General features: G+C 74.9%; 22 protein-coding genes and 1 tRNA gene. 19 read left to right on the top strand and 4 right to left on the bottom strand.

From position 1 onward, the window contains the following. Positions 1-112: 112 nt before the first annotated feature. The 3 genes from EDD32_RS01125 to EDD32_RS01115 all read left to right on the top strand — a co-directional run bounded on the left by EDD32_RS01125 (position 113) and on the right by EDD32_RS01115 (position 4,112). A complete protein-coding gene (locus EDD32_RS01125) occupies positions 113-1,429 on the top strand; it encodes a hemolysin family protein (protein WP_123920026.1) in 1,317 nt (438 codons plus the stop codon). Continuing rightward, positions 1,426-2,487 (top strand): hemolysin family protein, encoded by a 1,062-nt coding sequence (locus tag EDD32_RS01120; protein WP_123913870.1) that lies wholly within the window; start codon positions 1,426-1,428, stop codon positions 2,485-2,487. Before EDD32_RS01125 ends, EDD32_RS01120 begins: the two co-directional genes overlap by 4 nt. Positions 2,488-2,756: 269 nt before the next feature. Continuing rightward, the gene (locus EDD32_RS01115) at positions 2,757-4,112 is read left to right on the top strand and encodes a peptidoglycan DD-metalloendopeptidase family protein (protein ID WP_123913868.1); all 1,356 of its coding nucleotides are present in this window, start codon (positions 2,757-2,759) and stop codon (positions 4,110-4,112) included. 60 nt (positions 4,113-4,172) lie between these two features. Here the strand turns inward: EDD32_RS01115 and EDD32_RS01110 are convergent, their stop codons facing one another. Beyond that, complete coding sequence (locus tag EDD32_RS01110) at positions 4,173-6,047, bottom strand: helix-turn-helix domain-containing protein (protein WP_123913866.1); 1,875 nt, start codon at positions 6,045-6,047, stop codon at positions 4,173-4,175. Positions 6,048-6,219: 172 nt separating this feature from the next. Then, positions 6,220-9,108: a bifunctional acetaldehyde-CoA/alcohol dehydrogenase gene (gene adhE, locus EDD32_RS01105; RefSeq protein ID WP_123913864.1), complete on the bottom strand. Its 2,889-nt coding sequence runs from the start codon at positions 9,106-9,108 to the stop codon at positions 6,220-6,222. A gap of 185 nt (positions 9,109-9,293) precedes the next feature. Between adhE and EDD32_RS01100 the strand changes: the two genes are divergently transcribed. Both EDD32_RS01100 and EDD32_RS01095 read left to right on the top strand, forming a co-directional pair. Then, a complete protein-coding gene (locus EDD32_RS01100) occupies positions 9,294-10,058 on the top strand; it encodes a glycerophosphodiester phosphodiesterase family protein (protein ID WP_123913862.1) in 765 nt (254 codons plus the stop codon). 39 nt (positions 10,059-10,097) lie between these two features. After that, entirely contained in the window at positions 10,098-10,685 is a 588-nt protein-coding gene (locus tag EDD32_RS01095; RefSeq protein WP_123913860.1) for a TetR/AcrR family transcriptional regulator, read from the top strand. Positions 10,686-10,812: 127 nt separating this feature from the next. On the opposite strand, the gene EDD32_RS01090 is transcribed toward EDD32_RS01095, so the two are convergent. Next, a tRNA-Arg gene (locus EDD32_RS01090) sits at positions 10,813-10,885 on the bottom strand. A gap of 290 nt (positions 10,886-11,175) precedes the next feature. Here EDD32_RS01090 and EDD32_RS01085 point away from each other — a divergent pair. The 10 genes from EDD32_RS01085 (at position 11,176) to prmC (ending at position 23,193) form a co-directional block, all read left to right on the top strand. Then, positions 11,176-11,859, top strand: a complete 684-nt coding sequence (locus EDD32_RS01085; RefSeq protein WP_123913858.1) for a hypothetical protein — start codon at positions 11,176-11,178, stop codon at positions 11,857-11,859. An 82-nt stretch (positions 11,860-11,941) separates the two neighbouring features. After that, positions 11,942-13,588, top strand: coding sequence for an arginine--tRNA ligase (gene argS, locus EDD32_RS01080; protein ID WP_123913856.1), 1,647 nt, complete (start codon positions 11,942-11,944; stop codon positions 13,586-13,588). Then, complete coding sequence (lysA, locus tag EDD32_RS01075) at positions 13,510-14,979, top strand: diaminopimelate decarboxylase (RefSeq protein WP_454778682.1); 1,470 nt, start codon at positions 13,510-13,512, stop codon at positions 14,977-14,979. Before argS ends, lysA begins: the two co-directional genes overlap by 79 nt. Positions 14,980-15,073: 94 nt before the next feature. Beyond that, entirely contained in the window at positions 15,074-16,411 is a 1,338-nt protein-coding gene (locus EDD32_RS01070; RefSeq protein ID WP_246005912.1) for a homoserine dehydrogenase, read from the top strand. Further along, positions 16,411-17,511 (top strand): threonine synthase, encoded by a 1,101-nt coding sequence (thrC, locus tag EDD32_RS01065; RefSeq protein WP_123913850.1) that lies wholly within the window; start codon positions 16,411-16,413, stop codon positions 17,509-17,511. The genes EDD32_RS01070 and thrC overlap by 1 nt, the downstream gene beginning before the upstream one ends. Before the next feature lie 6 nt (positions 17,512-17,517). Further along, positions 17,518-18,411, top strand: a complete 894-nt coding sequence (gene thrB, locus EDD32_RS01060) for a homoserine kinase (RefSeq protein ID WP_123913848.1) — start codon at positions 17,518-17,520, stop codon at positions 18,409-18,411. A gap of 261 nt (positions 18,412-18,672) precedes the next feature. Next, a complete protein-coding gene (gene rho, locus EDD32_RS01055; RefSeq protein WP_425459465.1) occupies positions 18,673-20,724 on the top strand; it encodes a transcription termination factor Rho in 2,052 nt (683 codons plus the stop codon). A gap of 145 nt (positions 20,725-20,869) precedes the next feature. Beyond that, positions 20,870-21,082 (top strand): 50S ribosomal protein L31, encoded by a 213-nt coding sequence (rpmE, locus tag EDD32_RS01050; RefSeq protein ID WP_123913846.1) that lies wholly within the window; start codon positions 20,870-20,872, stop codon positions 21,080-21,082. 111 nt (positions 21,083-21,193) lie between these two features. After that, on the top strand, positions 21,194-22,288 hold the full coding sequence (gene prfA / locus EDD32_RS01045) for a peptide chain release factor 1 (protein ID WP_123913844.1): 1,095 nt from the start codon (positions 21,194-21,196) through the stop codon (positions 22,286-22,288). Then, positions 22,285-23,193, top strand: coding sequence for a peptide chain release factor N(5)-glutamine methyltransferase (prmC, locus tag EDD32_RS01040; RefSeq protein WP_123913842.1), 909 nt, complete (start codon positions 22,285-22,287; stop codon positions 23,191-23,193). Before prfA ends, prmC begins: the two co-directional genes overlap by 4 nt. On the opposite strand, the gene EDD32_RS01035 is transcribed toward prmC, so the two are convergent. Then, positions 23,171-23,572 carry a VanZ family protein gene (locus tag EDD32_RS01035; protein WP_123913840.1) on the bottom strand — a complete coding sequence of 134 codons (402 nt, stop codon included), beginning with the start codon at positions 23,570-23,572 and terminating at the stop codon, positions 23,171-23,173. The two genes, prmC and EDD32_RS01035, sit on opposite strands and share 23 nt — an antisense overlap. A gap of 53 nt (positions 23,573-23,625) precedes the next feature. Here EDD32_RS01035 and EDD32_RS01030 point away from each other — a divergent pair, with 53 nt between their 5' ends. From EDD32_RS01030 to atpB, 4 genes are all read left to right on the top strand, one after another. Next, entirely contained in the window at positions 23,626-24,429 is an 804-nt protein-coding gene (locus EDD32_RS01030) for an L-threonylcarbamoyladenylate synthase (protein WP_123913838.1), read from the top strand. Beyond that, positions 24,426-25,538, top strand: coding sequence for an MraY family glycosyltransferase (locus EDD32_RS01025; protein WP_123913836.1), 1,113 nt, complete (start codon positions 24,426-24,428; stop codon positions 25,536-25,538). Before EDD32_RS01030 ends, EDD32_RS01025 begins: the two co-directional genes overlap by 4 nt. Further along, positions 25,535-25,972 (top strand): Cg1360 family ATP-synthase-associated protein, encoded by a 438-nt coding sequence (locus tag EDD32_RS01020; protein ID WP_123913834.1) that lies wholly within the window; start codon positions 25,535-25,537, stop codon positions 25,970-25,972. Before EDD32_RS01025 ends, EDD32_RS01020 begins: the two co-directional genes overlap by 4 nt. 121 nt (positions 25,973-26,093) lie before the next feature. Continuing rightward, positions 26,094-26,921, top strand: a complete 828-nt coding sequence (atpB, locus tag EDD32_RS01015; RefSeq protein ID WP_170175364.1) for a F0F1 ATP synthase subunit A — start codon at positions 26,094-26,096, stop codon at positions 26,919-26,921. Positions 26,922-26,956: the final 35 nt, after the last annotated feature.

The following is a 26,956-nucleotide window of genomic DNA, read 5'->3' as shown; positions in this document are numbered from 1 at the left end:
GAGCCACCATGCGTCGCTCACGCCGCGGTCGACATCCCGCCGACCCTCCTGAACCCCCGCCCGCGGATGACACGCGCGGGTCCCGCCGAGCCACCGGGCGGGCGAGGCCGTGCTGACCGAGTGGCTGCTCGTCCTCCTCGGCGTCGTCCTGACCGCCGGGACCGCCGTCTTCGTCGCGGCGGAGTTCTCCCTCGTCGCGCTCGACCCGGGCACCGTCGACCGGCGGATCGCCGCGGGCGACAAGCGTGCGGTCGGGGTCGGCCGCGCCCTCAAGCACCTCTCGCTCGAGCTCTCCAGCGCCCAGGTCGGCATCACCGTGACGACCATCCTGCTGGGCTACACCACGCAGGCCGCCCTGGCGACGCTCCTGGCCGGCCCGCTCGGCAGCGCCGGCCTCGCCAGTGCCGCGGCCACCGCGACGGCGGTGGTGCTCTCCCTGGTGGCGGTCAACACCTTCTCGATGGTCTTCGGCGAGCTCGTGCCGAAGAACCTCGCCCTCGCCGACCCGCTCGTGACCGCAGGTCACGTCGCCCCGCTCCAGCGGGTCTTCACCCGGGCCCTGCGCCCGGTCATCACCGGCCTCAACAACTCCGCCAACGCGCTCCTGCGACGCTTCGGGGTCGAGGCCGCCGAGGAGCTCTCCGGCGGCCGCTCCGCCTCCGAGCTCGCCGCGCTGGTGCGCCGCTCCGCGGAGCAGGGCACGCTCGACGTCTCGACCGCGACGCTGCTCACCCGCTCGATCGGCCTGGGCGCCCTCACCGCCGTCGACGTCATGACCGACCGCGGCCGGATCCACGCGCTGAGCCGGGAGGACACCGCGGCCGACGTCGTCGCGCTGGCCCGGGCCACGGGCCACTCGCGCTTCCCCGTCTTCGGTGAGGACCCCGACGACGTCGTCGGGCTGGTCCACCTGCGCCGCGCCGTGGCCGTGCCCTACGAGCGCCGTGTGGACGTGCCGGTGGCCTCGTCCTCGCTCCTGGTCGAGGCACCCCGCGTGCCCGAGACCGTCGCGCTGGGCCCGCTGCTCGTGCAGCTGCGCGACGAGGGGCTGCAGATGGCCGTCGTCGTCGACGAGTACGGCGGGACGTCGGGCATCGTCACGCTCGAGGACGTCGTCGAGGAGCTCGTCGGAGACGTGGCCGACGAGCACGACCGCCGCCGCTCGGGCACGCACGCCGGCCCCCGCGGCACGTGGGTGGTCCCCGGGGTCCTGCGCCCGGACGAGCTCGCCGACCAGACCGGCCTGCGCGTTCCGGACGACGGCCCGTACGAGACCCTGGGCGGGCTCGTCATGGACCGGCTCGGCCGGATCCCCGGCGAGGGCGACGAGGTCGCCGTCGGCGACGTCCTGCTCACGGTGGAGCACATGGAGGGCCGGCGGGTGGACCGCCTGCGGGTCCGCCCCGTCCCGGCCGGGGGTGCGGCATGAGCACCTCCACGGCGCTCGTCGTCGGCCTCGTCCTCCTCGCGCTCAACGCCTTCTTCGTCGGTGCGGAGTTCGCCGTGATGTCCGCGCGGCGCTCGCGCATCGAGCCCCTGGTCGAGCAGGGGCGCCGGGGCGCGCGGAGCGTCCTGTACGCGATGGAGAACGTGACGATCATGCTCGCCTCCGCCCAGCTGGGTGTGACGGTGTCCTCGACCGGTCTGGGTGCGGTGGCCGAGCCGGCCATCGCCCACCTCGTCCAAGGACCCCTCGAGGCCGCAGGCCTGCCCGCCGAGGCGGGGCACGTCGTGGGGTTCACCCTCGCGCTCGCGCTGGTGGTCTACCTCCACGTGGTGCTCGGGGAGATGGTGCCGAAGAACCTCGCGGTGACGTCCCCCGAGAAGGCCGCGCTGATCTTCGCCCCGCCCCTGGTGTGGATCTCCAAGGTGCTGCGACCGGTCGTGGGGGCCCTGAACTGGTTCGCCAACCTCGTGCTGCGGCTGGTCGGCGTGGAGCCGAAGGACGAGGTCGTCTCGGCCTTCACCGCCGAGGAGGTCGCCTCGATCGTCGAGCGCTCCCAGGCCGAGGGGGTCCTCAGCGACGACCTGGGCCTGCTCACCGGCGCGATCGAGTTCTCCGAGCGCACGGCCGCCGAGGTCATGGTCCCGGTGGACGAGCTCGACGCGCTGCGCGTGGGGTGCACGCCCGCGGAGGTCGAGCGGGAGGTGGCGCGGACCGGGTTCTCCCGGTTCCCCCTCGTCACCGGGACCGGCGAGCTGGCCGGCTACCTCCACCTCAAGGACGTCCTGTACGCCGAGGGCGACGCGCGGGACCTGCCCGTGCCGCCCTGGCGGGTCCGGGCGCTCGCGGCGGTGGCGCCCGATGACGAGGTGGAGGACGCCCTGGCGGCGATGCAGCGCTCGGGCGCGCACCTGGCGCGCGTGGTCGCCCCGGAGGGCGACGCCGCGTCCCTGGGCGTGGTGTTCCTCGAGGACATCCTCGAGGAGCTCGTCGGCGAGGTGCGCGACTCGATGCAGCGCGAGGAGTACCGCACGCAGACGTGATGCGGACCGGTGTGTGAGCCAGGTCACGTGCGTCAGGTCGGGGATCGTCCGGTTCGTCGACATCGGTCCGTTACTGTTTCGTCACCAACCCAACTTCGGGGCTCGCGCCCCTCGTGCTCCCGCTCGGCCGTCGACAGGCCGGCGCCCTCCGGAGGTCCTCGTCGATGTCAGGTCCCGCTGTGCCAGAACGATCGGCACCGCCGACCCGGCGTCAGCTCCGCGAGGCTGAGCGGGCCCGCCTCGAGGCCCTCGTCGGTACGCCCGCGCCGGTGAGGTCGCGACGCGACCTGCGCGTCGCCACCGCCGGCGGGCAGGCTCGGCCGGCCGAGGTGGGCGCCGCCGCCGTCCCGGTCGCGGACGTGCGCGCCACGCCCGCTCCTGCTGCCGCGCCCGACGGTGCGCACGTGCGACCCCGCTCCCGACGTGAGCTGCGCACGCGCGCCGAGCAGGTGGCCCCGGCCGGTGCGGCGGCGCCCGAGCAGGTCGCCCAGGCAACGGCTCCGGCGCTTGCCGAGCAGGTCGCCCCGGCGCCCGCGCCGACCGCCGTGCCCGTCGAGGCCGTGGTCTCCGTGACGCGGCCGAGCGTGTCGGCGGCCGTCCCGGTGACGGCCCCCGCCCCGTCCGCGCCTCGTGGCAGCCGCCCGGCCCCCCAGCCCAGCCCCGTGCGTCTCGCGCCGGGCACCGTCGCCGGTCCCGCGCCCAGCCCGGCTCCCTCGTCCCCCGCGGACGACACGGCCACCTGGACCATCGCCCTGCCGGGACTCCTCCCGGCCACCCGGGAGTCGGCCCCCATGCTCTCCCGGCCGCCAGCGCGCCGGCAGCGCCGTCCGCCCGCCCCGGCCGCCGGCCGTCGCCCCGTCGCCGGCTGGGTGCCGCGAGCCGCCGTCCTGTCGGCCCTCGGCGTGCTGACGATCGCCGCACCGATGGCCGGGTTCGCCACCCCGGCGGACAGCACCCGGGCCGAGATCCCGGTGACCGCCAGCGCCATGGCGCGCCTCGACGCGGCCGCCGTCGCGCTCGCCGGCCCCGCGCCGGCGGCGCTGCTCGCGGACCCCGCGGCCGCGAGCCGGGCGGAGGTGCTGCAGACCTCCCGCGCCGCCGACCGCGACGCGCTCCGGTGCGCACCGGTGACGGGCGCCAGCGGGACGCGCGCCGCCGTGGCCGAGGAGCGCGCCGAGCTGGTCATGCCGATGGCGACCGGGACCTATCGCTTCACCTCGAGGTACGGCAACCGCTCGGACCCCCTCAGCGGGATCTTCGGTATGCACACCGGTAGCGACTTCGCCGGGTCCATCGGCACCCCGATCTACGCGGTGGCTGACGGGACGGTGGAGTACGTGGGTGCCGGCAAGGACGGCCGGTCGGGCACGCTCGTGGTGATCCGGCACGAGCTCGACGGCGCCACCTTCTACAGCTGGTACGGGCACATGTACGCCTCGGGCGTCCTCGTCGACGTCGGTGAGGAGGTCGAGGTCGGGCAGCACATCGCCGGGGTGGGCAACAACGGGCGGTCCACGGGTCCGCACCTGCACCTCGAGATCCACACGGACGACCAGCTCACCACGGTCGACCCGGTCGCCTGGCTCGCCGAGCACGGCGCGCAGGAGCCCTCACCCACCTGCTGAGGCACGCCGCGGGGTCAGGACGGGACCCGTGTCGTCACGTCGCGCACGAGCCGCAGGCCGTCAGTCGGGGTGCCGGACGAGCGCCTCGAGCCGCAGCGCCAGCTGGACCTCGAGACGGCGCTCCGGCGCCGACCAGTCGGCGCCGAGCAGCCGTGTCACGCGGTCCAGGCGCTGGGTGACCGTGTTCGCGTGCAGGTGCAGCGCCGCAGCGGTGCGGGCCACGGCGGCGCCCTCGGCGAAGTACGCGCGCAGCGTCGCGACCAGCTCGGTCCCGCGCCGCTCGTCGTAGTCGAGGACGGGCCCGAGCACCGAGCGCACGTACGTGGGCACGTCCCGGTCGTCCGCGAGGAGCAGCCCGACGAACCCGAGGTCGGCCGAGCCGGCCGCCTCGCCCGTGCGGCCCAGCGCCTGCAGGGTGCGCAGGCAGCGCAACGCCTCGGCGTGCGCCGCGCGGACCTCGTGGCTGCCGGCCGCCGGCCCGGCGACCCCTGCCGTCGGCGACCGACCGGTCCGCCGGGCCACCTCGGCCGAGACCAGGGCGCCCGCAGCGGCGGGGGAGAGGTGGGGCAGCACGATGACCAGGCGGCCGTCGTGCACCGCCGAGAGCCCGCCCCGGGCGGCGGCGACGGAGGCGCCGGCGTCGGCGGCCAGGCCGCGCTGACCCGCGATCTCGGCGACGACGACGGCGTGCGGGACGGACAGGTCGATCCCGGCCCGCCGGGCACGCGCGGGCAGGCCCGACCCGTCGCGGTCGAGCAGCACGTCCTCGAGGAGCTCACCGCGCAGACGGTCCTCGGCTGCCGCGACCGACCGCCGGAAGAGCAGCAGCAGCGCGCTGACGAGCGCCGCCCGTTCGAGGATGCGCCGGTCGGCCTCCTCCAGCGGCTCGCCCCGGCGCAGCAGGAGCGCGCCGAGGACGTCCGCCCCGGCCACGACCGGCGCGGCGTGCACGCCCTCGGCGCGCAGCGTCCGGCCGGCGGTTGCGGCGCGGCGGGCGAGCGCTGCCTCCGCGGCGGTGGGGCCCGCCGAGGACCCGGCCGCGGCGAGGACGGTGCCGTCGGCGTCGACGACGAGGACGTCGCCGGCGAGGAGCGTGCGGACCTCGGCGGCGACGGCGGCCGCGTCCCCGCCGCGCAGGACGAGACCGAAGAACCGGTCGTGCGCCTCCGCCGCGCGCTCGACGGCGACCGTCCGGGCGCGGAGCATCTCGTCGGCGACCTGCAGGTCCCGCAGGGCCGCCCGGGTCTCGCTGAGCGCCCGGGCCTTGTCCAGGGCGATCGCGGCGTGCGCGGCGAAGGAGGTGAGCAGGGCGATCTCCGCCGCCGCGAACGGGCGCACCGAGCGGTGCGCGGCGTACAGGACCCCGATGAACTGCCCGCCCAGGACGAGGGGCACCCCGAGGATCGCGCTCAGCCCCTCGTCCGCGACGGCCGCGTCGATGGTGGCGGTGTGGTCGATGCGGTGGTCCTCGAAGTACGCGGAGGTCGCGTACGCGGTGCCGGTCTGCGCCACCATCCCGCCCAGGCCGGCCCCGAGGGAGAGCCGGACCGCGCGGAACAGCTCGGAGGTGCAGCCCACGGTGACCCGCATGTAGGTGTCCCCGGCGGCGGCGTCCATGAGGGAGAGGTAGGCGACGTCGCTGTGGAGGAGGTCGCGCGACCGGCTGACGATGGCGTGCAGGACGGCGTCGACGTCGGTCAGCGAGGCGAGGTCGCCGGCCGTCTGGAAGAGGGCTGACAGCTCGTGCTCACGCCGGCGGCGGGCCTCGAGGACCTCGCGCACGCGCAGCGCGGACTCCCGGGCCCGTTCGACCTCGGCGACCGCGGCCGGGTCGGCGCCCGCGCGACGCGCGGCGTCGACCGGCCGGTCGAACTCCGCCGGGTCGGCGTCGCGCGCGAGCAGGTCGAGGTACGCCGTCGTCCACACGGCCGACATTCTTCCCGACCGGACCGCCGCGACGTGGCGCGACGACACGAGGAGGGGATCCGGGGCGCCGGGCGGCGCGGTGACGGGGTCCGGTGCGGGGCGTCGGAGGTGGCGGCCCGACGGGACGCGGCGGGCACCGTGCGGTGCCCGCCGCGTCAGCGCCGGCCGGGCGCGACGCCCCTCAGCGCCGCTGCCGGGCGTCCGCCCGGGCGATGGAGGCGTCGAGGTCGGCGGGGGCGGTGCCCTCGCCGGGGATCTCGCTCAGCCCCTCGGTCACCACCACCCGCGGTCCCTGCACGCCGTCGGGCTCGGCCTCCTCGGCGCTCTGGTCGCGGACCGCGGCGCGGTCGATCCGCACCTGCTCCACACCGACGCCGTAGTAGGCCGCCTGCATCATGTCCTTCATGTCCTTGACCATCGGCAGACGGGGGTTGGCCGGGGCGCACTGGTCCTCGAAGGCCCGCATGGCGAGCGTGTCCAGCGCGGGGACGAAGGCCTCCTCGGCGATGCCCATCTGGGCGAACGAGCCGGGCATGCCCAGCGAGGCGCGCAGCTCCTCCACGGCCCGGGCGTAGGCCTCGACGGCCTCCTCCGGCGTGGCGGCCGGCAGGCCGAGGTGGGCCGCGATCTGCTGGAAGCGCTGCGGTGCGGTGTAGGTCTCGTACTTGGGCCAGTTGCTGAGCTTGGTGGGGACCTGGCCGTTGTAGCGGATGGCGTGGGGGAGCAGCACGGCGTTGGTGCGTCCGTGGACCTGGTGGTAGGTCGAGCCCACCGTGTGCGCCATGGCGTGCACGACGCCGAGGAAGGCGTTGCCGAACGCCATGCCCGCGATGGTCGAGGCGTTGTGCATCCGCTCGCGGGCCTTGCCGATCACCGTCGCGGCCAGCCCGTCGCGCTCGCCGTTGACCGAGGTGGCGATGTTGTCGAAGACCATCTTGATCGCGTGCAGCGCCAGGGCGTCGGTGAAGTCGTTGGCGTAGACCGAGACGTAGGCCTCGGTGGCGTGGGTGAGGGCGTCGAAGCCGGAGTCCGCGGCGAGGCTGGAGGGCATCCGGGCGGTGAGCTCGGGGTCGACGATCGCGACCGACGGTGTCAGGGCGTAGTCCGCCAGCGGGTACTTGTACCCCGTCTCCGGGTCGGAGATGACCGCGAAGGGCGTCACCTCCGCACCGGTGCCCGAGGAGGTCGGGATGCAGACGAGCTTGGCGAGCTCGCCCAGCGCGGGGAAGCGGAACGCCCGCTTGCGCACGTCGAGGTACTTCTCCCGCAGGTCCTCGAACCGGACCTCGGGGTGCTCGTACAGCAGCCACATCACCTTGGCGGCGTCCATGGGTGAGCCGCCGCCCAGGGCGATGATGGTGTCCGGGCGGAACGAACGCATCGACTCCGCGCCGCGGCGCACCGTGCCGATCGACGGCTCGGGCTCGACGTCGTCGATGACCTGCAGGGCGACGGGACGGGCTCGGCGGTCCAGGACGTCGCGGATCTTGTCCACGTAGCCCAGCCGGGTCATCGTCGCGTCCGTGACGATCGTGACCCGGTCGATGCCCTCCATGTCGTAGAGGTAGCGGATGGCGTGCGGCTCGAAGTAGGTCTTGGCCGGCACCTTGAACCACTGGAGGTTGTTGGTGCGCCGGCCGATGCGCTTGATGTTGATGAGGTTCACCGCCGAGACGTTGTTGGACACGGAGTTGTGGCCGTAGGAGCCGCACCCGAGCGTGAGCGAGGGGATGAAGGCGTTGTAGATGTCGCCGATGCCGCCGAGGGACGAGGGCGCGTTGGTGATGATGCGCACGGCCTTGACCCGGGCGCCGAAGCGCTCGACGAGCGCGGTGTCGCTCGCGTGGATGACGGCGGAGTGGCCGAGCCCGTCGAGCTCGACCATGCGCTCGGCGAGGGTGATCCCCTCCTCGGTGGAGCCCGCGCGCACGACCGCCAGGACGGGGCACAGCTTCTCCCGGGTCAGCGGCTCGTGCGGGCCGACGCCGGAGACCTCGGCGAGGATGATCGAGGTGTCCTCGGGGACGGTGAAGCCGGCGTGCCGCGCGATCCAGCCCGGGGACTTGCCCACGACGGCGGCGTTGAGGCGGGCCTCGCCGCAGTTCTCCGAGTTCGCGCCGACGCCGAAGATGAACTCCTCCAGCATCGCCTTCTCCTCGGCGGTGGCGCGGTAGGCGTGGAGGCGGTCGAGGTGGGTGAGCATCTCGTCGTACACCGCGTCGTCGAGGATGACGGCCTGCTCCGACGCGCACACCATGCCGTTGTCGAACGACTTCGACATCACCAGGTCGGTCGCGGCCCGCTCGAGGTTCGCGCTGGTGTGGACGTAGGCGGGGACGTTGCCCGCACCGACGCCGAGGGCGGGCTTGCCGCAGGAGTACGCGGCCCGGACCATCGAGTTGCCGCCGGTGGCGAGGATGAGGGAGACCCCGGGGTGGTTCATGAGCGAGCCGGTGGCCGCCATGCTCGGCTCGCTCACCCACTGGATGCAGTTCGCCGGCGCCCCGGCGGCGACGGCGGCGTCGCGCACGACGCGGGCGGCGGCCACCGAGCAGTCCTGCGCGCCCGGGTGGAACGCGAAGATGACGGGGTTGCGGGTCTTGAGGCAGATGAGGGCCTTGAAGATGGCGGTCGAGGTCGGGTTGGTCACCGGGGTGACGGCGGCGACGACGCCGACGGGCTCGGCGATCTCGACGATGCCCTTGAGCTCGTCGCGGTGGATGACGCCGACGGTGCGCAGGTCGCGCATCGAGTACGTCACGTGCTCACAGGCGAAGATGTTCTTGGTCGCCTTGTCCTCGAAGACGCCGCGGCCGGTCTCGGCGACGGCGGCCTCGGCGAGGACGCCGTGCTGGTTCAGCGCCGCGACGGACGCCTTCTTGACGATGCGGTCGACGTCCTCCTGGGTGAGCGAGGCGTAGTCGGCGAGGGCCGTGAGGCCCTTCGCGACGAGCTGATCGATCTCGGGGGTGTCCACTGGTGCTCCTTCGACGGTCCCGGCGCCGGTCGCCGGCCTGCTGCTTGAAAAAGTAGGTCGGAGATCCGGCGCCGAGGCGGGCTTCGGTCCCACGGCCCAAGGTCCTGCGCCCTTGGTCCCGGCGCCACGAAGCCGCAGGATCACGCCGTTCCGCGGCCCGGCGCGGGGCACGCCGGGAGCCTCGTGCGAGCGTCTTTGGTGAACTTCCCCACCGCCCCGTGAGGGGCGCGCGGGGTCCCGCGGCGTGCTCGCGGCCCCGGTACGGGCAGGATGGGCCCGTGAGCTCCTACCTCGACGGTCCCGGCCCGGTCGCCCTCGCCCACCGCGGCGGGGCCGGTGAGGTCCCCGAGAACTCCCGAACCGCCGTCGAGCACACGGTCGCGCTGGGCCTGCGCTACCTCGAGACGGACGTGCGGGCCACCTCCGACGGCGTCGTCGTGCTCAGCCACGACGAGACCCTCGAGCGGGTCGCCGGTGTGGGCTCCGCCGTCGGGGAGCTGACGTGGGCGGAGGTCTCCCGCCTGCGCGACGCGGCCGGCGAGCCGCTCCTGCGCCTGGACGAGCTGCTGGGCGACTACCCGGACCTGCGGGTGAACATCGACGCCAAGGACGACGCCGTCGTCGGGCCCCTCGTGGAGGTGCTCGACCGTACCGGCGCCGCCGACCGGGTGTGCCTGGCGTCCTTCGACGACGCCCGGCTCGAGCGGCTGCGCGCGCTGACCGGGCCCGGCGTGGCGAGCTCCCTGGGGCGCCGGGCGGTGGTCCGGCTCGTCGCCGGCGGTGCGGTCGGGGTGGTGCGCGGGGTCCCGGGCCCGGAGGTCGGGGTCGTGTGCGTGCAGGTGCCGGTGCGTCACCGCGGCGTCCCCGTGGTGACCGCGCCGTTCCTGCGTGCCGCCCACCGTCGCGGTCTCGCCGTGCACGTCTGGACGGTCGACGAGCCGGCGGAGATGACGCGTCTGCTCGACCTCGGCGTCGACGGGCTGGTCTCCGACCGCCCCCGGGTCCTGCGCGACGTCCTGACGGCGCGCGGTCCGTGGCACTGATGGCGCACAGCCCCCACTTCGCACGGCATGATGTGTCCCATGACTGACGAGCAGGCCAGGGTCGACCCGAGGACGCGCCGCACCCTGGAGGCCCTCACCGCCGCGATGGCGGAGCTGCTGCCCACGACGCCGCTGCGGCAGATCAGCGTCGCGCGCCTGTGCCGCACGGCCGGGATCCACCGCACGACGTTCTACAAGCACTACGACACGGTGGGCGAGGTCGCCGCGGTCGTCGTCGAGGACCTCACCGAGGGACTCAGCCCCACCACCGGCGGGAGCGACGACACCTTCGCGCAGTGGCTCGACGCCCTGCTCGGCTACGTCGGGGCCCGGCGCGTCGTCCTGACCGGTCTGCTCGGCCCCGAGGGCGACCCCGCCCTCGTGCGCGCCCTGTGCGACCACCTCGTCGACCGAGCGGAGGACTACCTCCGCGCGGCGGTCGCACGGCAGGGCGGGGAGGACGTCGGGACGGACCTGCGCACGGCCGCGCGCGTGGTCGGCTTCGCCTCCTACGGCGCGGTCGAGGCCACCCTCGCCGACGGCCTCGAGGTCCGGGCGGACTCCTACCTCGCGGCGCTGCCGATGCCCTGGTCCGACCTGCTCGCCCCGGTCCCCGTCGGGGTCTGAGGGCGTCCCCGAGACCTGCCCGTCGGGTCCGTCGCCGCGAGCCGCGCCGGGCACCCGCGAGCGGACCGGCCCAGCGGGAGGAGTACCTGCGACGAAGGCCCGGACCAGGTCCGGGCCTTCGCGTCGGTGCCCCCTACTGGATTCGAACCAGCGACCTTCTGCTCCGGAGGCAGACGCTCTATCCACTGAGCTAAAGGGGCCCGCGCCGCTCTCGCAGCGCCAGGTGATGCTATCAGTCCGGCAGGGCCGCCTTCACCTCCGTGGTGCCCGCCGCGCGGCCGTGACCAGCGTCACGATGCCACCGCGGACGGCGGCGACCGTGCACGGCGGTCGGCGCCTCGGTGCCCCGGCACGGCCGGTACGTCGGCACGGCCGGTACGTCCGCACGGCCGGCACGCGCCGGCGCCCGCCGTCGCATCGCCCCCCGATCGTCGGCGAGCGGGCGCGCCCCGCCCTAACCTGTCGGGAGGAGACGGCGAGGAGGCACACCATGGGCGCGACCCCGGGCCACGGCCGGCCGCCGGAGCGCACCGGAGCGCCGCGCCGGCTCCTCCTGGCGGTCGTCGGTGCGGTCGTCGTCGTCGCCGCCGTCGTCCTGGCGCTGCTGTACCTGCCGGGCGACCGCGGCGCCACCGATGGCGCGACCGGCGCCGGTCCCTCCTCCGGGCCCACGGCGACGGCCACCGGTGCGGGCACGACCGGGCCGACCGCCGGCCCGAGCGCGACCCCGTTCCCCGACCGCACGGTCGACCCGGCCCCGCTCGCCGACCGGCTGGGCACCGAGGTCGTCGACGCCGTGGACCCCGGCGTGCCCTTCACCCTCGATGACCCGGGCTGGGCGCCCGTCGACGACGCCCCCGACGGCGCCCGGGAGGCGGTCACGGGCACCCTCACCGACGGCACCGACACGGTCGGTCTCACCGCGGTCGCCTTCGACAGCATCGCGGAGCAGGACGTCCACGCCGAGGAGGTTGTCGCCGGGCTGCGCGCGGACGGCGCGACGGTCATCTCCGAGGGCACCGTGTACTCCGACGGCTCAGGCCGGCACTGGGCCTTCCTCATGCCCGACGGCGTCTCCTCCACGGTCGTGTGGCGTACCGACGACGGCGTCGTCCTCACCCTCACCGGCCCCCTGCGGGTCACCGAGGTCGTCTACTCCGACATGCTCGTGTGACCGGGCGGTGTGACGAGCCCCGCACCTCCCGGACGCCGGCCGGCCCGGCGGGCGTGTCGGGGCGACCACTACCCTGAGGCGGGTGACCCCAGCCGAGCTCGCAGCCCTCATCCGCTCCGTCCTCCTCGACGCCGTCGACGCCGGCGACGTCGCGCTCGCGGCCGGCGACGTCCCCGAGCCCCGGGTCGAGCGGCCCCGTCAGCGCGAGCACGGCGACTGGGCGACCAACGTCGCCATGCAGCTGGCCAAGCCGGCCGGCACCAGTCCCCGGGCGCTCGCCGAGCTCCTGGCGGCGCGTCTGACCGCGGCCCCGGGCATCGCCTCGGCCGAGGTCGCCGGGCCGGGCTTCCTCAACATCCGCCTCGAGGCGGGCGCGGCGGGCGAGCTGGCCCGCGCGATCGTCGAGGCCGGGCCGGGGTACGGGCGCAACGACGCCCTCGCCGGGCAGGTCATCAACATGGAGTTCGTCTCGGCCAACCCGACCGGGCCGCTGCACATCGGCCACACCCGGTGGGCCGCGCTCGGCGACGCCCTCGTGCGGCTGCTGCGCGCCTCCGGTGCCGAGGTGACGCCGGAGTACTACATCAACGACGCCGGCGCCCAGATGGACAAGTTCGGCGCCTCCATCCTCGCCCGCGCCACCGGCACCGAGGTGCCCGAGGGCGGCTACCAGGGGGAGTACGTGGGCGAGCTCGCCACGCGGGTGCTCGCCGAGCGGCCCGACCTCGCCGACCTGCCCCACGACGAGGCGGTCGCCGCGGCGCGCGAGCTGGGGTACCGGCTGCAGATGGCCGAGATCGAGGAGACCCTCGCCCACTTCAACGTCCACTTCGACGTGTGGTTCTCCGAGCGCGAGCTCCACGAGGGCGGCGCCGTCGAGCAGGCCGTCGCGCGCCTGCGCGAGCAGGGCCACGTCTACGACGAGGGCGGCGCGGTGTGGCTGCGCACCACCGACTTCTCCGACGACAAGGACCGCGTGCTCGTCCGCGCCGACGGCACCCCGACGTACTTCGCGGCGGACGCCGCCTACTACCTGTCCAAGAAGGACCGCGGCTTCCCCGGCAAGATCTACCTCCTCGGCGCCGACCACCACGGCTACGTCAACCGGCTCAAGGCGATCGCCTCGTGCGCGGGCGACGACCCGGAGGCCAACATCGAGGTGCTCATCGGCCAGCTCGTCTCGGTCGCCGGGGCGCGGATGAGCAAGCGCGCGGGCAACATCATCGAGCTGCGCGACCTCATCGAGTGGATCGGCACGGACCCGGTGCGCTACACCCTGGCCCGCTTCCCCGCGGACTCGCCGCTGACCCTGGAGGGGGAGAAGCTGCGCGAGCAGAACCTCGACAACCCCGTCTACTACGTCCAGTACGCCCACGCCCGCACCCGCAACGTCGCCCGCAACGCCGCCGACCACGGCGTCACCCGCGACGACTTCGACCCGGCCACCCTCGACCACGAGGCGGACGCGACCCTCCTGGGCGCCCTGGGGGAGTTCCCGGGGGTCGTCGCGCACGCCGCGCGGCTGCGGGAGCCGCACCGCGTGGCCCGCTACCTCGAGCAGCTCGCCGCGGCCTACCACGCCTGGTACGGGCAGTGCCGGGTGACCCCGCGCGGGGAGGAGCCCGTCGAGGCCTCCCACCGGGCCCGGCTCTGGCTCAACGACGCCACCACGCAGGTCCTCGCCAACGGCCTGGCCCTGCTCGGCGTGGGCGCCCCGGAGCGGATGTGAGCGCCGCGCACGCGGCCGCCCCGCCGCCGGCCGCACCCGCCCCGGAGCCGGACGGCACGAGCACGGGGGTGTGGCCGACCTCGGTCCGGCGCGGGGATGACGGCGCGCTCGTCGTCGCCGGGGTCGACGTGCGTGACATCGCCGCCGAGCACGGCACCCCGGCCTACGTGCTGGACGAGGCGGACCTGCGCGGCCGGGCCCGGGCCTACGCCCGCGCCTTCGCCGCGGCGTTCGCAGACCTCGCGGGCGCGGACGTCTACTACGCCGGCAAGGCGTTCCTCAGCGTGGCGGTGGCCCGGTGGGTGCACGACGAGGGCCTGCGGGTGGACACCGCCACCGGCGGCGAGCTCGCGGTCGCCCTGCGCGCGGGCGTCCCCGGCGGGCACATCGGCCTGCACGGGAACAACAAGTCGGTCGACGAGATCGTCACGGCTCTCGAGCAGGGTGTCGGCCGCATCGTCGTGGACTCCCTCGCCGAGGTCGACGTCGTCGCCCGGCTCGCCGCCGAGCGCGGGGTCCGCGCCCCCGTCATGGTCCGCGTCACCACCGGCGTGCACGCGGGCGGGCACGAGTTCATCGCCACCGCGCACGAGGACCAGAAGTTCGGCCTCTCCCTGACCTCCGGTGCGGCGCGCAAGGCCGTCGACGAGATCCTCGCCCGGCCCGACCTCGACCTGGTGGGTCTGCACTCCCACATCGGCAGCCAGATCATGGACCTCGCCGGCTTCGAGGTCGCCGCCCGTGCGGTGCTCGGCCTGCGCGCCCAGGTCGCCGCCGACACCGGGTACCTCATGCCCGAGGTCGACCTCGGCGGCGGGTACGGCATCGCCTACACCGGCGCGGACGCCACCCCGCCCACCCCCGAGGAGGTGGCCGCCGCGCTCGCCGGCGTCGTGCGGCGCGCCTGCGCCGAGCTCGGCACCGCCGTGCCCCGGGTCTCCGTGGAGCCCGGCCGCTCGATCGTCGGCCCGTCGGCGCTGACCCTGTACACCGTGGGCACCGTCAAGGACGTCCAGCTCGACGACGGCGGCCGGCGCACCTACGTCAGCGTCGACGGCGGGATGAGCGACAACATCCGCCCGGCGCTGTACGAGGCCGACTACACCGCCGCCCTGGCCGGGCGGGCCTCGGCCGCCGAGGCGGTCCCCTCGCGGGTGGTGGGCAAGCACTGCGAGAGCGGGGACATCGTCGTGCGCGGCGTCGCCCTGCCCGCGGACGTCGCCGCCGGGGACCTCCTCGCCGTCCCCGCCACCGGTGCGTACGGGCGCTCGATGGCGAGCAACTACAACCTCGTGCCCCGCCCGCCCGTGCTCGCGGTGCGCGACGGCGCCGTCCGCGTCCTCGTCCGGCGCGAGACCCTCGAGGACCTGCTCGCGCTCGACCAGGGCTGATCGTGGACACCTCGGCCCGGCGTCCGGACCGGCCCCTATGCTGGCGGGGCCCGCGCGCCGCGCGGGGTCGAGCCGGCCCGACAGGAGAGACCGCGTGAGCGCAGCGAGAACCGAGGACCGCACCGCCGGTGCCGAGGACCGGACCGTGCGGGTCGCCCTGCTCGGCTGCGGGACCGTCGGCAGCCAGGTGGTGCGCCTGCTGCGCGAGCACGCCGACGACCTCGCTGCCCGCAGCGGCGCCCGCCTGGACCTGGTGGGCATCGCCGTGCGCGACACGGCCGCCGACCGTGAGCCGTGGGTGCCGCGCGAGCTGCTCTCCGACGACGCGCAGGGCCTCGTGCGCCGCGCCGACGTCGTCATCGAGCTGGTCGGCGGCATCGAGCCCGCCCGCACGCTGGTCCTCGCCGCCCTGGGCGCCGGGGCGAGCGTCGTCACCGGCAACAAGGCCCTGCTCGCCGCGCACGGCCCCGAGCTGCACGCCGCCGCCGAGGCCAGCGGCGCCGACCTGTACTACGAGGCCGCGGTCGCCGGCGCCGTCCCGGTCGTCTACGCCCTGCGCGAGTCCATGGCCGGGGACAACGTCACCGCCGTGCTGGGCATCGTCAACGGCACCACGAACTTCATCCTCGACGAGATGGCGACCCGCGGGCTCGGCTTCGACGAGGCCCTCGCCCTCGCGCAGGAGCTCGGGTACGCCGAGGCCGACCCCACCGCCGACGTCGACGGCCACGACGCCGCCGCCAAGGCCGCGATCCTCGCCTCGCTCGCGTTCCACACGCGGGTCGGGATCGACGACGTCCCGGTCGCCGGCATCCGCTCGGTCACCGCGCAGGACATGGCCGAAGCCCGCGACGCCGGCTACGTCATCAAGCTCCTCGCCGTCGCCCGCCGGGTCGGCGACGACGGCGCGCGGGGGATCAGCGTGCGCGTCCACCCGGCCCTGCTGCCCGCCACCCACCCGCTCGCCGCGGTGCGCGGCGCGTTCAACGCCGTCGTCGTGGAGTCCGAGGCCGCGGGTCGGCTGATGTTCTACGGCCAGGGCGCCGGCGGGGCGCCCACCGCCTCGGCGGTCATGGGCGACGTCGTCGCCGCCGCCGCCCACCGGGTCGGTGGCGGCAACGCCCCGCGCGAGTCGGTCTACGCCCAGCTCCCCCTCCTGGCGCCGGAGCAGACCCCGGCCCGCACCCAGGTGCAGCTGCTGCTGGCGGACCAGCCCGGCACGCTGGCGGCGGTGGCGGGGATCTACGGCGCCAACGGGGTCTCCATCGAGAGCGTGCGCCAGTCGCGCCCCGCCGAGGGCGAGTCCCAGGCCCGGATCACGATCGTCAGCCACGAGGCGAACGAGGCCGCGCTCGCGCGGACCGTGGAGCAGCTGGCGGAGGAGCCGCGGGTGCGCGAGGTCCTGTCGGTCATGAGAGTCGAGGGGGAGTGATGGCCCACCAGTGGCGAGGCGTCGTCGAGGAGTACCGGGACCGGCTGCCGATCGCCGACGGCGACCCGGTGGTCACCCTGGGGGAGGGCGGCACGCCGCTCGTGCACGCCCCCGCGCTCTCCCGCGCCACCGGTGCGGAGGTCCACGTCAAGGTCGAGGGCGCCAACCCCACGGGCTCGTTCAAGGACCGCGGCATGACGATGGCGATGTCGAAGGTGGCCGCGACCGGCACGAAGATGGTCGTCGCCGCCTCCACCGGCAACACCTCGGCCTCGGCCGCGGCGTACGCGGTGCGGGCGGGCCTGGGCTGCGCCGTCGTGCTGCCCTCGGGGAAGATCGCCGCGGGCAAGCTCGCCCAGGCGATCGTCCACGGCGCGACGCTCGTGGCCGTCGACGGCAACTTCGACGACTGCCTGCGCATCGTGCGCGAGCTCTCCCGGGCCTACCCGGTGGCGCTGGTCAACTCGGTCAACCCCTTCCGCCTGCAGGGTCAGAAGACCGCGGCGTTCGAGATCGTCGACGCGCTCGGCGACGCACCGGACATCCACGTCCTGCCGGTCGGCAACGCCGGCAACATCTCGGCCTACTGGATGGGCTACAACGAGTACGCCGGGCGCACCACGTCCGCCTCGGTCGACGACGCCGCCACGTCGATGCCGCCCGTCGCCACCCGCACCCCGGCGATGTGGGGCGTCCAGGCCGAGGGGGCCGCCCCGTTCGTCAAGGGTGCGCCGGTGGAGCACCCCGAGACCGTCGCGACGGCCATCAGGATCGGCAACCCGGCCTCGTGGGACCACGCGATCGCGGCACGGGACGACTCCGGCGGCCGCATCGACGCGGTCACCGACGCCCAGATCCTCGACGCGCAGCGGCTGCTGGCCGCCGAGGTCGGCGTGTTCGTCGAGCCGGCGTCGGCGGCCTCGGTCGCCGGCCTGCTCCAGGCCGCGGAGCTCGGGCTGGTCCCCGCCGGGGCGAGGATCGTGTGCACGGTGACCGGCAACGGCCTCAAGGACACCGCGACGGCGCTGGGCGAGACCCGGGTCGAGCCGCAGGTCATCGCCCCCACCCTCGAGGCCGCGGTCGCGGCCCTGGGTCTGTAAGCCGCCGTGCGCCTCGTGCGCGACGTCGTCACCGTGCGGGTGCCGGCCACCTCGGCGAACCTCGGCCCCGGCTTCGACGCGCTCGGCCTCGCCGTGGGGGTCTGGGACGAGGTGACGGTGCGCGCCGTCGCCGGGCCCACGACCGTCACGGTCCGCGGTGAGGGGGCCCACGACCTCCCCGACGGCGAGGAGCACCTCGTCGTGCGCGCGGTCCGGGCCGGGCTCGACCTCGCCGGCGCCCCGCAGGCGGGACTGGAGCTGACCTGCACCAACGCCATCCCGCACGGACGCGGGATGGGCTCGTCCGCCGCCGCCGTCGTCGCAGGGCTCGTCGCCGCCCGGGCGCTGGTCTCCGAGCCCGAGGTCCTCGACGACGCCGCGGTGCTGGGCCTGGCCACGCAGATGGAGGGCCACCCGGACAACGCCGCGTCCGCCCTGCTCGGTGGGGCGACCGCGGCGTGGGTGGATGCCGGCGGCGCCCACGCGGCCTCGATCCCGCTCGACCCGGGCCTGGGTGTGAGCGTGCTCGTGCCGCAGGCACGGCTGCTCACCCGAACCGCCCGGGCCGTCCTGCCGGCCGAGGTCCCGCACAAGGACGCCGCGTTCAACGCCGGGCGCACCGCGCTGCTCGTCCTGGCCCTGGGGGGGCGGTCCGACCTCCTCGTGCCGGCCACGGAGGACCGCCTGCACCAGGACTACCGGGCCGACGCCATGCGGCCGACGGCCGAGGCCGTGCGGGCGCTGCGCGCGGCGGGGTGGCCCGCGGTCGTGTCGGGCGCGGGCCCGAGCGTGCTCGTCCTGGACCGGCTCGACGAGGTCACGACCGCGATGCTCGCCTCCCGCGGCTGGCGGGTGCTCTCGCCGGGCGTCGCCGAGCGCGGGGCGCACCAGGTGCCGTGACCGCCGCGCGGTGACGAACCGGTCACGAATTCCCCCGGAACCCGCGTCGGCTGGTAAAGTGTGCCCTGCACCGACTCCCTGCGGACGTCTTCCGCGCACCTGGGTGCGTCCAGTCGTCGTCGCAGAGGCGGAGCACCGCCCCGACCGCAGCACGATCGAGCGTGCCGCGCGCGTGCGACCCTCATCCGCCCAGCCTCCCGGCTGGGATCTCACACGTGTCCCCGAGACCGCTCGGTGGACTCTTCCGAGGGAAGGAACCTCGTGACCGAAGCCGTCGACGCCCCCCGTGGGGGCTCGTTGACCACCATGCGTCTGCCCGAGCTGCAGGCGATGGCCGCCCAGATGGGCCTCAAGGGCATCGCGAAGATGCGTAAGAGCGACCTCATCGCCGCGATCCGCGAGTCGCGCTCCCGGAACGCCGCGACCGGCGCCCACCAGCCGGCCGGGCAGACGGCGCTGCCTGTCCCCGCCGACCGGGACGAGAGCGCCACGTCCTCCCGCCAGGAGCAGCCCGCCACCCGCCCCCGTCAGGACGAGGCGGCGGCCGGTCGCGCCGGCGAGAACGAGCCCGTCCGACGCACGCGCCGGGTGGAGCAGCCCGAGGTCGACCGCGGCCGGGAGGAGACCCCCGCCCGCTCGCGTCAGGACGAGGCCCGCCGCGCCGACGGGCAGGACCCCGCCGCCCGCGCCGACGGGCAGGACCACGCCGCCCGCGCCGACGGGCAGGACCCCGCCGCCCGCGCCGACGACGCGGCCAGGTCCGCCGCTGAGGCCCCCCGCCGACGTGGCTCCCGCCGGGTGACCGCGCCCGCCGGCCAGGGCGTCCCCGCCACGAGCCCCGCCGACGACGCCTCGCACGACGAGGCCAAGGAGGCGCTCAAGCGTGAGCTGGCCGCTCGCGCCGCGAGCGCGGGGCGTGGGGACCAGAGCGACGAGGAGCGCGCGCGGCGCGCCCTCGACGCCGTCGGGGAGGCGGCCGCCCGCCGCCGCGAGGGCGACGGTGGCGGCCAGCAGCCCCGCCGGTTCGACGACGCCGAGGACGAGCGCGGGGGCCGCAGCCGCCGCCGCAACCGCGACCGGGGGCGCGACCGCAAGCGCCGGACCGGGCGCCCGGGCGAGTACCAGGACGACCAGGAGGTCGAGGTCAGCGAGGACGACGTCCTGCTGCCCGTCGGCGGGATCCTCGACATCCTCGAGAACTACGCCTTCGTGCGGACCTCGGGGTACCTGCCGGGTCCGAACGACGTCTACGTCACGCTCAACCAGGTCAAGAAGTACGGCCTGCGCCGGGGCGACGCCATCACCGGCGCCGTGCGCCAGCCCCACGAGGGCGAGAACCCGCGGCAGAAGTTCAACGCCCTCGTCCGGCTGGACAGCATCAACGGCATGAGCGTGGAACGGGCGCGCCAGCGGCCCGAGTTCAGCAAGCTCACGCCGCTGTACCCCCAGGACCAGCTCCGGCTGGAGACCACGCCGAAGGCCATCACCCCGCGGGTCATCGACCTCGTGGCGCCGATCGGCAAGGGCCAGCGCGGTCTCATCGTCTCCCCGCCCAAGGCCGGCAAGACGATCATCATGCAGCAGATCGCGAACGCGATCTCGGTCAACAACCCCCAGGTCCACCTCATGGTCGTGCTCGTCGACGAGCGCCCCGAGGAGGTCACGGACATGGAGCGGATGGTCAAGGGCGAGGTCATCGCCTCCACCTTCGACCGCCCGGCCACCGACCACACCATCGTCGCCGAGCTCGCCATCGAGCGGGCCAAGCGGCTGGTCGAGCTGGGCCAGGACGTCGTCGTGCTGCTGGACTCCCTCACCCGGCTCTCCCGCGCCTACAACCTCGCGGCACCGGCGTCGGGGCGGATCCTCTCCGGCGGCGTGGACGCCTCGGCGCTGTACCCGCCGAAGAAGTTCTTCGGCGCGGCCCGCAACATCGAGAACGGCGGCTCGCTGACCATCCTCGCCTCCGCGCTGGTCGAGACCGGCTCGAAGATGGACGAGGTGATCTTCGAGGAGTTCAAGGGCACGGGGAACATGGAGCTGCGGCTCTCGCGCCAGCTCGCCGACAAGCGCATCTTCCCGGCGGTGGACATCAACGCCTCGGGCACCCGGCGCGAGGAGCTCCTCATGCCGCCGGAGGAGCTCAAGATCGTCTGGAAGCTGCGCCGGGTCATGGGGGCGCTGGACCAGCAGCAGGCCATCGACCTGCTCCTGGGCAAGCTGCGGGGGACGACCTCCAACGCCGAGTTCCTCATGACCGTCCAGAAGACCACCCCGAGCCCCACCCACGAGCCGGAGCTGGCCATCCACTGACCCGCGGGCGGGGGGCGTGCCCGATCTCACGCCCCCGCCGCGTTTCGTCCCCGGACCTCCGTGGGGCACAATGTCTCGTCGGCCTCCGGTTCACGTGCGCCACGCGGCGTGCGACCCGGGGCACCACCGAACCTAGGAGAGAACCATGAAGCAGGGCATCCACCCCGAGTACGTGACCACCACGGTCACGTGCACCTGCGGCAACACCTTCACCACGCGCTCGACCGCGACCTCCGGCCAGATCCACGCCGACGTCTGCAGCGCGTGCCACCCGTTCTACACCGGCAAGCAGAAGATCCTCGACACCGGTGGCCGCGTCGCCCGCTTCCAGGCGCGCTACGGCAAGAAGGACGCCTAGCACCACACCAGCGCCGGCGGTGACGCCGCGGCCCCCCGGCCGCGGCTCCCGCCGGCGCTGTCGTGCATCCGGGCGCCTGCGGCGCCCACGGGCCGAGGAAGGGGCACGGACGTGAGCGAGGACTTCGACGGCGTCGCACCGCTGATCGCCGAGCACGAGGAGATCGAGCGGGCGATGGCCGACCCGGCCGTGCACGCCGACCCCGGGCGTGCCCGCACGCTCGGACGGCGCTACGCCGAGCTCGGCCGCGTCGTCGCCGCCTACCGCGCGTGGGAGGCGGCCACCGGCGACCTGGCCGCCGGCCGCGAGCTCGCCCAGGGCGACGACGCCTTCGCCGAGGAGCTCCCCGCCCTCGAGGCCTCCGCAGCGGCGGCCGAGGAGCACCTGCGCCGGGTCCTCGTGCCCGCCGACCCCGACGACGCCCGCGACGTCATCCTCGAGGTCAAGGCCGGCGAGGGTGGGGAGGAGTCCGCGCTCTTCGCCGGCGACCTGCTGCGCATGTACCTGCGCTACGCCGAGCGGCAGGGCTGGACCACCCAGGTCCTCTCGGCCACCGAGTCCGACCTGGGCGGGTACAAGGACGTCTCCGTGGCGGTGAAGACCCGCGGCGTGCCCACCGACCCCGCCGACGGCGTCTGGGCGCACCTGAAGTACGAGGGCGGCGTCCACCGTGTCCAGCGGGTCCCCGTCACCGAGTCCCAGGGCCGGATCCACACCTCCGCCGCGGGCGTGCTCGTCCTGCCCGAGGTCGACGACCCCGGCGAGGTGGAGATCGACGCGGGCGACCTGCGCATCGACGTCTACCGCTCCTCCGGCCCGGGCGGGCAGTCGGTCAACACGACCGACTCGGCGGTGCGCATCACCCACCTGCCCACCGGCATCACCGTCTCGATGCAGAACGAGAAGTCGCAGCTGCAGAACCGTGAGCAGGCCATGCGCGTGCTGCGCGCCCGGCTGCTGGCCGCCCGCCAGGAGGAGGCCGCCGCCGTCGCGTCGGAGCAGCGCCGGTCCCAGGTGCGCACCGTGGACCGGTCCGAGCGGATCCGCACCTACAACTACCCCGAGAACCGCATCGCCGACCACCGCACCGGTTACAAGGCGTACAACCTCGACCACGTGCTCGACGGCGACCTCGGTCCCGTCATCGCCTCCGCCGTCGAGATGGACGAGGCGGCCCGGCTCGCCGCGGCCGCCGGCGGGCAGTGAGCGAACGGCCGGCCGGCGCCGGCGGCCGGGCCGGCCGGACCGTGACCGTGCGCGAGGCGGTGCGCGGGGCGGCGGCGCTGCTCGCGGAGGCGGGCGTGCCCTCGCCCGAGGTCGACGCCCGGCTCCTCGCCGAGCACGTGCTCGGCCGCGCCCTCTACCTGCTGCCCGCGGGCGCCACCTTCGACCGTGCCGACGGCGGGCCCGACCTCCAGGCCCGCTTCGCCGACCTCGTGGAGCGGCGCCGTCGCCGCGAGCCGCTGCAGCACCTCACCGGCGCCATGGCGTTCCGTCACCTCACCCTCGCCGCCGGGCCGGGCGCGTTCGTGGTGCGGCCGGAGACCGAGGTCGTCGCGGAGGCGGCCATCGACGCACTCCGGCGGGCCGGTTCGGCCGTCCCGGTCGCGGTGGACCTGTGCACCGGCTCGGGCGCCATCGCCCTGGCGGTGGCCACCGAGGTCCCCGGCGCGCTCGTCCACGCCGTCGAGCTCTCACCCGCGGCGGTGGCGGTGGCGCGGCGCAACGTCGCCGCGCTCGCCCCGTCGGTGCACCTGGTCGAGGGCGACGCGGCCACCGCGCTGCCCGAGCTCGACGGGAGCGTCGACGTCGTCGTCGCGAACCCGCCGTACATCCCGCCCGGCGCGGTCCCGCGCGAGGTCGAGGTGCGCGAGCACGACCCCGACCTGGCCCTCTACGGCGGGGGCGCCGACGGCCTGGACACCCCTCGCGCCGTCGTCGCCCGCGCGGCCCGGCTGCTGCGCCCGGGCGGGGTCCTGGTCATGGAGCACGCCGAGGTCCAGGCGGCGGCCGTGCGCGACCTCGTCACCGGTGCCGGGTTCGTCGACGTGGTCACCGGCACGGACCTCACGGGCCGGGACCGCTACGTCACCGCCCGTCGCGCCGGCTGAGCCACCACGCGGCCAGGAGGCCGGCGACGACGCCCGCGACGTCGGCGGCGACGTCCCCGCCGTCCCCGGTGCGCCCGGCGAGCAGGACGTGCTGCAGGGCTTCGCTCACCCCGGCGTGCGCCAGGCCGTAGGCGGCCACGACCCAGCCCGAGAGCCCCGCACGCAGGGCGGTCAGGGTGACCGCGGCGAACACGGCGGCGTGGACGACCTTGTCCGCGCCGGGCACCGAGGTCCCGGGCACGTCCGGCACGGCCGGCGCGTAGAGGACGACGAGCTGGACGGCCAGGGCGAGGACGAGCGCCACGACCCACGCCCGGCGCCGTGGCGCGGCGACGGTCGTGCCCGCGGTGGCGGGGGGACGGGCGGGTGAGGGAGGCATCTCACCGCAGAGGATGTCACGACGGCCGCACGGGCCGTGCGAGACTCGCCTGCGTGAGCGTGTACGACTGCCATGACCCCGAGCAGCGCAGCGCCGGCCTCGACGAGGCGGTCAACGCCCTCGGGCGGGGAGCGCTGGTCGTGCTGCCCACCGACACCGTGTACGGCATCGGTGCCGACGCCTTCGACGCCCGGGCGGTCGCCGCGCTGCTCGCCGCGAAGGGCCGCGGTCGCCAGATGCCCCCGCCGGTGCTCGTGGGCAACCTCGGCGCCCTCGACGGCCTGGCCACCGAGGTGCCGGAGGTCGTCCGGGACCTCGTGCGCGAGTTCTGGCCCGGCCCGCTGACGGTCGTCTGCCTCGCGCAGCCCTCGCTGGCGTGGGACCTGGGCGACACCGACGGCACGGTCGCCCTGCGGATGCCCGCCGACGAGACGGCCCTGGCGCTGCTGCGCCGCACCGGCCCGCTCGCCGTCACCAGTGCCAACCTCACCGGCGAGCCGGCGGCCGAGACCGCCCAGGAGGCGGTGGACTACTTCGGCGACGGCGTCGCCGTCTACCTCGACGCGGGCCGAGCGGGCGGCGGGACGGCGTCGACCATCGTCGACGCGACCGCCGAGCGGCTGACCGTGCTGCGCGAGGGCGCCCTCACCCGGGCCGCGCTCGCCCGCGTGGCCCCGGAGCTGGCCGAGGACGCGGGGGAGGGGACTGCGCCCGCCGAGAGCGGCGGCCCCCCGGCCGCGGAGACCGACAGGATCCCGGGCGACGTCGCTGTCGATCCCCCGCCCGCCGGGACCGACGGGACCCCGGGCGACGTCGCTGTCGATCCCCCGCCCGCGCGCACCACGGAGCCCGGGTGAGGGTCTACCTCCTCGTCCTGCTCACCGCCGCGGCCGTCACCTTCCTCACGACGCCGGCGGTGCGGCGGGTCGCGCTGATGACCGGCGCCCTGACCCCGGTGCGGGTGCGTGACGTCCACACCACGCCCACGCCGCGGCTCGGCGGCGTCGCGATGCTCGCGGGTCTCGCGGTCGCGATGGTCGTCGCCTCCCAGGTGCCGTTCCTCCACGAGGAGTTCTACGGCACCTCCATGGCCTGGGGGATCCTCGGGGGCGGAACGCTCGTGGCCCTGCTCGGCGTGGCCGACGACATCTGGCAGCTGGACTGGATGACCAAGCTCGTCGGGCAGGTCCTCGCCGCCGGGTTCATGGCCTGGCAGGGCGTCCAGCTCATCACCTTCCCGGTGTTCGGCCTGACGATCGGGTCCAGCCGGCTCTCGCTGGTCGCCACCGTCCTGGCCGTGGTGGTGGCCATCAACGCCGTGAACTTCGTCGACGGCCTCGACGGCCTCGCCGCGGGGATGATCGCGATCGGCGGCGGCGCGTTCTTCCTCTACACCTACCTCCTCACCCGCGACGCGTCACCGGGCAACTACGCCAACGTCGCCACCGCGGTCATGGCCGCCGTCGTGGGGGTGACCCTGGGCTTCCTGCCGCACAACTTCCACCCCGCCCGGATCTTCATGGGCGACTCCGGCTCGATGCTCCTGGGGCTGACGGTCGCCGGGGTCGCGATCGTCGTGACCGGGCGCATCGACCCCGCGGCCCTGTCGGGCAGCCAGGTGCTGCCCGTGTTCGTGCCGATCCTCCTGCCCGTCGCGGTGCTCCTGCTGCCGCTGGTGGACATGACGCTGGCCGTCCTGCGGCGCCTGCGCGCCGGTCAGTCGCCGTTCAAGCCCGACCGGCTGCACCTGCACCACCGGCTGCTCGACGCCGGGCACTCCCACACCCGCGCGGTCCTGGTGATGTACCTGTGGACCTCGGTGTTCGCCTTCGCCGCGGTCGCCCTCGCGGTCTACACCCCTGCCCAGGTGGCGGTCGGCACGGCGGTCGCCGTGGCCCTGGCCGTCGCCGTGACCTACGCCCAGCTGCCCGGCCTGCGCCGCCGGGTCCGAGAGGACCGACGATGACCGAGACCGACCGGACCATCCGGACGATGTACGAGCGGATCCTGCGGCGCCTCGCCGTCCTCGTCGGCGCCCTCGCGGTGGGCGGCGCGGGCGTCGGGTGGCTCGTCGCCGGCCTGCCGGGGGTCTGGGGCGCGCTCATGGCCGCGGGCATCGCGACGCTGTTCATGCTCGGGACGGTCGTGACCATGATGGTCACCGCCGACAAGCCCCTGCCCATCGCCAGCGCCGCGGCGGTCGGGGGGTGGCTGGTGAAGATGGTCCTCCTCTTCGTCGTCCTCGTCCTCGTCCGCGGGCGGGACTTCTACCACCCGGGTGTCTTCTTCGTCGTCCTCGTCCTGGCGATCCTCGGCTCCCTCGCGATCGAGTCGGCCGCGGTCCTGCGGGCCCGCGTGCCGAACGTGGAACCGGGCCCCGGCGCCCCGGGCGCCCGCTGAGACGGGTCGGGAGCACCACCGCCCATGCGTTAGGCTCATCCCGTCCCCAGCACGTCCGCGTCGCTGCACGGTGCCTGGGACACGCCCTTTGCCCGATCACGAGGAACACCGGGGGGACGTCCTGTCTGCCGCATCTCTGCTGACACTTCCCACCTCGGCGCACGTCGTCGCCGCCGAGGAGGGGGCGGGCTTCCACGGCCCGTCGCTCGCGGACTTCTTCCCGCCCGCGATCCTCTTCGACGGGACGATCTTCGAGTTCAACCGCATCGCGCTCGTCCGGCTCATCGCCGTCGGGCTGCTGGTGCTGCTGTTCTGGCTGGCGGCCCGCCGCACCACGCTCGTGCCCAGCCGCGGTCAGTCCCTGGGCGAGATGGCGATCGACTTCGTGCGCACGGGCATCGCCGAGGAGTCCCTGGGCAGGGAGCTCGGCCGGCGTTACACCCCGGTCCTCGTGGTGATCTTCTTCGGCGTGCTCGCCATGAACATCACCGGCATCATCCCGTTCCTCAACATCGCCGGCTCCTCGGTGATCGGTGTGCCGCTGATCTTCGCCCTCATCGCGTACGTGACGTTCATCTACGCGGGTGTCAAGGCCATGGGCGGCGGGCACTTCATGAAGTCCCAGCTCTTCCCGCCCGGTGTGCCGTGGCCGATCTACCTCATCCTGACGCCGATCGAGTTCCTCTCGACGTTCATCATCCGGCCCGCGACCCTCACCGTCCGTCTCCTGGCCAACATGCTCTCCGGGCACCTGCTGCTCGTGCTGACCTTCAGCGCGACGAACTACCTCTTCTTCGAGGCCGCCGGCGCCATGGCGCCGCTGGGCGCGCTGACCTTCGCCGCCGGGTTCGCCTTCACGCTGTTCGAGATCTTCGTGGCCGCCCTCCAGGCCTACGTCTTCACCGTGCTCACGACGGTGTACATCCAGCTGTCCGTCGAGTCGCACTGATCGGCGGCCGGGCCCACGGGCCCGACCACAGGCAC

Source organism: Georgenia muralis, from assembly GCF_003814705.1.
Taxonomy (GTDB): domain Bacteria; phylum Actinomycetota; class Actinomycetes; order Actinomycetales; family Actinomycetaceae; genus Georgenia; species Georgenia muralis.
Note: the sequence above shows the minus strand (reverse complement) of the source record. Positions and strands in the feature narration are given on the sequence as shown.

Bases quoted from the DNA above. Each gene is read 5' to 3' on its own strand.
- EDD32_RS01120 (WP_123913870.1), top strand. From the start codon at position 1,426: ATGAGCACCTCCACGGCGCTCGTCGTCGGCCTCGTCCTCCTCGCGCTC.
- EDD32_RS01110 (WP_123913866.1), bottom strand. From the start codon at position 6,047: ATGTCGGCCGTGTGGACGACGGCGTACCTCGACCTGCTCGCGCGCGAC.
- EDD32_RS01095 (WP_123913860.1), top strand. From the start codon at position 10,098: ATGACTGACGAGCAGGCCAGGGTCGACCCGAGGACGCGCCGCACCCTG.
- EDD32_RS01085 (WP_123913858.1), top strand. From the start codon at position 11,176: ATGGGCGCGACCCCGGGCCACGGCCGGCCGCCGGAGCGCACCGGAGCG.
- thrC (WP_123913850.1), top strand. From the start codon at position 16,411: ATGGCCCACCAGTGGCGAGGCGTCGTCGAGGAGTACCGGGACCGGCTG.
- rpmE (WP_123913846.1), top strand. From the start codon at position 20,870: ATGAAGCAGGGCATCCACCCCGAGTACGTGACCACCACGGTCACGTGC.
- EDD32_RS01035 (WP_123913840.1), bottom strand. From the start codon at position 23,572: ATGCCTCCCTCACCCGCCCGTCCCCCCGCCACCGCGGGCACGACCGTC.
- EDD32_RS01020 (WP_123913834.1), top strand. From the start codon at position 25,535: ATGACCGAGACCGACCGGACCATCCGGACGATGTACGAGCGGATCCTG.